We start from the raw sequence: 5,385 nt of genomic DNA, 5'->3' as shown, positions 1-5,385 counted from the left end.
GCAGCAAAAGTTTTAATGCCAGGTCAAGGCTATGAAGGTGTTGCTGAATTTGTGATGGATGTTATTACCGAACGTGGTGTAAATGCCTGTCCACCTTTACTGGTTGGTGTTGGCGTATCAACTTCGGTTGAAACCGCTGCTCGTCTTTCTAAACTCGCCATTATGCGTCCGGTTGATTCAACAAGTGATAATCCACGCGCTGCCTTAATGGAACAACTGTTAGAACAAGGTCTTAATGAAATTGGTATTGGCCCGCAGGGACTCACAGGTAATAACAGTGTGATGGGAGTGAATATTGAATCTTCTGCACGCCACCCATCAACCATTGGGGTTGCCGTAAATACAGGTTGCTGGGCACATCGCCGTGGCAAAATTAAGATTAATCCAGATATGTCGTATGAAATCTTGTCTCATGAAGGAGTTGTACTATGAAAAAAATTCTAACAACGCCAATCAAAGATGAAGATCTTTTAGACCTTAAAGTCGGTGATGTGGTTTATTTGACTGGCCGTTTGGTAACTTGTCGTGATGTTGCCCATCGCAGACTGATCGAACAAGGTCGGGAACTACCAGTTAACCTTGAAGGCGGAGCGATTTTTCACGCTGGCCCTATTGTGCGCAAAAAAGGTGAAAATGACTTCGAGATGGTTTCGATTGGCCCAACAACTAGTATGCGAATGGAAAAATTCGAAAGGGAATTTATCAAACAAACTGGCGTAAAGCTTATTGTAGGTAAAGGTGGCATGGGACCAGAAACAACTGCTGGATGTCAGGAAAATGTTGCCGTTCATGCGATTTTCCCAGGTGGGTGCGCAGTGCTCGCAGCAACCTTAGTTGAAGAGATTGAAGGCGCTGAATGGCAGGATTTAGGTATGCCAGAAACTCTTTGGATAAATCGTGTAAGAGAATTCGGCCCGCTCATTATTTCTATCGATACGAAAGGCAACAACCTGATTCAACAAAACAAAGTTGAATTTCAAGCCAAGAAAGCCCCGATTTTAGAAAAAATCAGCAAACAGCTGAGCTTTATTAAATAAATCACTCTTTAGATGAAGGGAAAGCAAAAGCACTCTTCATCTTTTATTTTTGTACTAAACGCATGGCATGAGGTGTTTTCCCATGCCATCTTTTATAGGCATGAATAAAACTAGCAGGTTCTGCATAGCCTAACCACTCGGCAATTTGCTCAACCGAAGCTTTTGGTAATGCCAAATATTGTTCAGCTAAGACCTGCCTGACCTCTTCACGAATCTGAATAAAAGTCATTCCTTCAGATGCCAAATGACGGCGTAAAGTACGGACATTTAAATGCAAACGTTCAGCCACGATTTCCATAGAAGGCATTTCACCTCGCACAGTCATCAATTGCTGTTGTACTAAATTAATAAATTTTTTTTGGGTTTGACGCTTATCTAAAATTTGTCGACATTGTTCTTCTGCGGTATGTAGCACCAGCTCATTTGCCATTTGCAACTTTTGATTAATTTTCTGAGCATCAAGCAGAACAAAACTTTTGCTAGAACCAAATTCAGGCATCACCCCAAATAATTTTTCATAAGCCTCTAAATGATCTGTAGGTTCAAAAGAAAAAGCCAAATACTGGCAAAAGTTATCTTGTACGAGGTCGCGTTGCACCGTAATAAGAGCGGCAGCATCGCGTTCAATAATAAATTGCCTAACCAAAGATGGAATTCCTTCCTCTTCAATATCGACACGTGTTCCTGCATCAGTATCTGAAACTAAAAAACGAGTAAACGCAAAAGTGAGTGAGAAATAAGTGAGTGCTAAATCCAGTGCTTCACGAATGCTAGCACTACTCATCAGTGCCATACCTAATGGGCCAAATGTTGTGAAATGATAGCGTGTACCTACTTCTAAGCCCAACACTGGTCGGTCTGGAAACTGTGCAACCAGATTATGAATGAGCTGTAATTCCTGTTGTCCTGACACCACCATATTCGGGTCAAGCAACTGCTGTTGACTCAATCCTGTTCCATCTAAAATGGTCTGATAAGAAGCACCTGCTTCTACTGCAAAATCAGCCATGAGTCGGACACTATGTATGCTGCGTTCAAATGCCCAAGCGTACGTCACTGTACTTTCCAAAATGTCCTCGAATCACAATATTTTGTCCTCATCCATCCTCTAAATCAAGTTAATAAACGTCTATTCTGCATACAGGAAATTGCGATTCTTTCGCCCACTGTTTTTAAGGATTTAGAGCAGCCTATGTTTAATTCGTCGACTAATTCAAATAAAAATGTACGCATCGCCATCATTGGCACTGGCTTTGGTGGTCTAGGACTTGCCATTCGTCTCAAACAAGCAGGTTTTGAAAAATTTACTCTATTTGAAAAAGCTGCCGATGTCGGCGGTGTCTGGCGTGACAACACGTATCCGGGCGCTGCATGCGATGTGCCTTCACATCTTTATTCTTTTTCTTTTGAGCAAGAACTTGGTTGGAAAAATCGCTACGGGACATCTCAAGAGATTTATCAATACTTACGCCACTGCGCTGATAAATATGACATTCGCCCACATGTTCAATTTAATACTGAAATAGCCAGTGCCGAATTTGATGCTCTGCAAGGTGTATGGCACATTCAAAGTACTTCTGGTGAACAGTTCGAAGCTGAATTCTTAGTAGGTGCTGTAGGCCAACTCAACCGCCCTGCCTATCCAAAACTTAAAGGTATTGAAAACTTTAAAGGTAAGGCATTTCACTCAGCCCGTTGGGATCATGACTATGACTTAACTGGCAAACGTGTTGCAGTGATCGGTACAGGTGCAAGCGCAATTCAATTTGTACCTGAAATTGCAAAACAAGTAGCACATCTAGACGTTTATCAACGTTCAGCACCTTACGTGATTCCAAAACCAGATCGGATTTATCAACCTTTAGAGAAGAAGGCTTTCCGCAAACTTCCGATTTTGCAAAGTCTGGACCGTGCCTTGCAATATGGTCACCATGAAATTCGCCTACTTGCTTTTACAACTTCACTCAATGAAATGCCTTTGGTGGAATATTTATTCCAGCGCCACATTCGTAAAGTCGTTAAAGATGGGAAATTACGCCACCGTTTAATGCCAGATTATCCAATTGGTTGTAAACGTATTTTAATTTCTAACCATTGGTATGAAACACTGACTCAGCCTCATGTCGATGTTATTAATACTGGCATTCAAGAAATTACCGAAAATGGCATTTTAGATACGGAAGGAAAGCTGCGTGAAATCGATAGCATTATTTATGGTACAGGTTTTGCCGCAACGGAATTTATGGCGCCAATGCAGATTACAGGTCTTGATGGTCGCACCTTAAAAGACACATGGAAAGATGGTGCAGAAGCTTATCTCGGTTTAACTGTTAGCGGCTTTCCAAACTTTTTTATGCTCTATGGTCCAAATACCAATCTTGGGCACAACTCAATTGTTTATATGATTGAAAGCCAAGTGAATTATATTTTAGATGCCATTCAAACAACCCTACAAAACAAACTTCTGTTCACCAATGTTCGTGCAGAAGTTCAACATGAGTTTAATCAAAGCATTCAAGAAAAAATGAAAAAAACTGTCTGGGCACAAGGTTGTACCAGTTGGTATCAAACTGCTGATGGCAAAAATACCAATAACTGGCCGGGTTTTACCCTTGAATATCGACAACGTACTCGTCGCTTCGATGTTGAAAACTACACTCAGGTTTCGGCTATTTCTTAAACAAGCTTCACCATAGGAAATGAGAAAAATAAACGGAGAATTTTATGAAGTCTTTTAAAAATAAAGTTGCAGCTGTTACAGGTGCTGGCTCTGGTATTGGACAAGCAATTGCTATAGCGCTCGCAAAACAAGGTTGCCATTTGGCACTTTCCGATATTAGTGAAGCGGGATTAGCTAAAACAGTCGAGCTGTTAAAGCCTTATTCAGTCAAAGTAACCACTCAGAAAGTCGATGTGGCTAAGCGTGATGAAGTTGCAACTTGGGCAAAGGCAGTTGTAGATGAACATGGCCAAGTTAACCTGATTTTTAATAATGCTGGTGTCGCAATAGGCAGTACGGCTGAAGGCGTGAGCTACGAAGACCTTGAATGGCTGATTGGTATTAATTTTTGGGGCGTGGTTTATGGCACCAAAGAATTTTTGCCTTACTTAAAGCAAAGTGGTGACGGACATATTATTAATATTTCTAGTATGTTTGGCTTAACAGCTCAACCAACTCAAAGTGCTTATAACGCCAGTAAATTTGCCGTTCGTGGCTTTACTGAATCATTGCGCCAAGAACTCGATCTACAAAATGCTGGAGTGAGTGCGACCTGTGTGCATCCAGGTGGTATTCGTACCAATATTGCCAAAGCTGCTCGCATGAATAATAGTGTCCTGTCTTTAGGAATGGACCCTCTAAAAAGTCAGGATGCTTTCGATAAATTACTTCGCACCCCTGCTGACGATGCCGCTCAACAAATTTTAGAAGCTGTGCGTAAAGACCGTCGCCGTTTACTCATTGGAGCCGATGCGAAAGCCGTTGATGTGATTCAACGTATTCTTCCACAGGGTTACCAAAAGATTTTTGCAACTGCGACTGCCTTGCAAACTCGCCTACTCAACAAATCAGCAAAATAAAAACAGTGGTCAGCATACTCTTCATTTTAAGAGATGCTGACCGTCATTAGGCTTAGTATGAGTCCTTATTATGAAGCAGCTTCTTGCATGGACTATTCGTACCACGCTACGTCCAGCTTTATCCCCTAAAACACCACTAAAGCTTCAGCGTTTTTGTAGCGATGCAGCCAGTGCAATTGTGCTTGGGCCACGTGGCTATAAAACAAAAAAGCAAACAATTGCTCAAGTACCGACAGTTCATATTCAGCCCAAAACCACTCTATCAGGGCTCGGCATCTTGTATTTACATGGTGGTGGGTATGTAGTGGGTAGCTCAAAAAGTCACACGAAGCTTGCTGCTCGAATTGGACATGCAGCTCAAGCACAAGTCTGGTTACCTGAATATCGCCTAGCCCCAGAGCACACAAACCCTGCTGCTATTGAAGATGTGGTTGCAGTTTATAAAGCTTTACTTGCTCAAGGACAAGACCCGAAAAAACTCGTGATCGCTGGCGATTCTGCTGGCGGAGGACTGAGTTTAAGTACTGCAATTGCAATACGAAATGCAGGGTTACCGTTACCAGCGGCATTAGTTTTACTTTCACCTTGGGTTGACTTAAGCCTCTCTGGAAGCACGATGAAAACTCATGCTGCTCAAGATGCAATGCTGTCAGAAAACTGGTTAGCTTGGTGTGCAAAAAACTATTGCGGACAAAAATCGGCAACCGATCCGACCTGTTCCCCACTCTATGCCGACTTAACTGGATTACCGCCTGTTTTAATTCATGTC

6 protein-coding genes are annotated in these 5,385 nt (G+C 42.1%); 5 read left to right on the top strand and 1 reads right to left on the bottom strand.

The genetic code is table 11. The features are described from left to right. Together UC75_RS21530 and ttdB are read left to right on the top strand one after the other, a co-directional pair. On the top strand, nucleotides 1-432 hold a 432-nt coding region (locus UC75_RS21530; protein WP_228137338.1), incomplete at its 5' end, for a fumarate hydratase. Further along, nucleotides 429-1,037: a L(+)-tartrate dehydratase subunit beta gene (gene ttdB, locus UC75_RS12310; protein WP_016802984.1), complete on the top strand. Its 609-nt coding sequence runs from the start codon at nucleotides 429-431 to the stop codon at nucleotides 1,035-1,037. The genes UC75_RS21530 and ttdB, both read left to right, overlap by 4 nt. Before the next feature lie 43 nt (nucleotides 1,038-1,080). Here the strand turns inward: ttdB and UC75_RS12305 are convergent, their stop codons facing one another. Then, a complete protein-coding gene (locus UC75_RS12305; RefSeq protein WP_049837767.1) occupies nucleotides 1,081-2,094 on the bottom strand; it encodes an AraC family transcriptional regulator in 1,014 nt (337 codons plus the stop codon). A gap of 135 nt (nucleotides 2,095-2,229) precedes the next feature. Here UC75_RS12305 and UC75_RS12300 point away from each other — a divergent pair, with 135 nt between their 5' ends. The 3 genes from UC75_RS12300 to UC75_RS12290 form a co-directional block, all read left to right on the top strand. Then, nucleotides 2,230-3,717: a flavin-containing monooxygenase gene (locus UC75_RS12300; RefSeq protein ID WP_049837766.1), complete on the top strand. Its 1,488-nt coding sequence runs from the start codon at nucleotides 2,230-2,232 to the stop codon at nucleotides 3,715-3,717. 44 nt (nucleotides 3,718-3,761) lie between these two features. Next, nucleotides 3,762-4,616 carry an SDR family NAD(P)-dependent oxidoreductase gene (locus UC75_RS12295; RefSeq protein WP_049837765.1) on the top strand — a complete coding sequence of 285 codons (855 nt, stop codon included), beginning with the start codon at nucleotides 3,762-3,764 and terminating at the stop codon, nucleotides 4,614-4,616. Between the two features lie 70 nt (nucleotides 4,617-4,686). Continuing rightward, on the top strand, nucleotides 4,687-5,385 hold a 699-nt coding region (locus UC75_RS12290), incomplete at its 3' end, for an alpha/beta hydrolase (protein WP_228137337.1).

This window comes from Acinetobacter sp. V2 (assembly GCF_001188385.1).
In the GTDB taxonomy this organism is placed as follows: domain Bacteria; phylum Pseudomonadota; class Gammaproteobacteria; order Pseudomonadales; family Moraxellaceae; genus Acinetobacter; species Acinetobacter oleivorans.
This window is presented reverse-complemented; position numbering and strand designations above follow the sequence as displayed.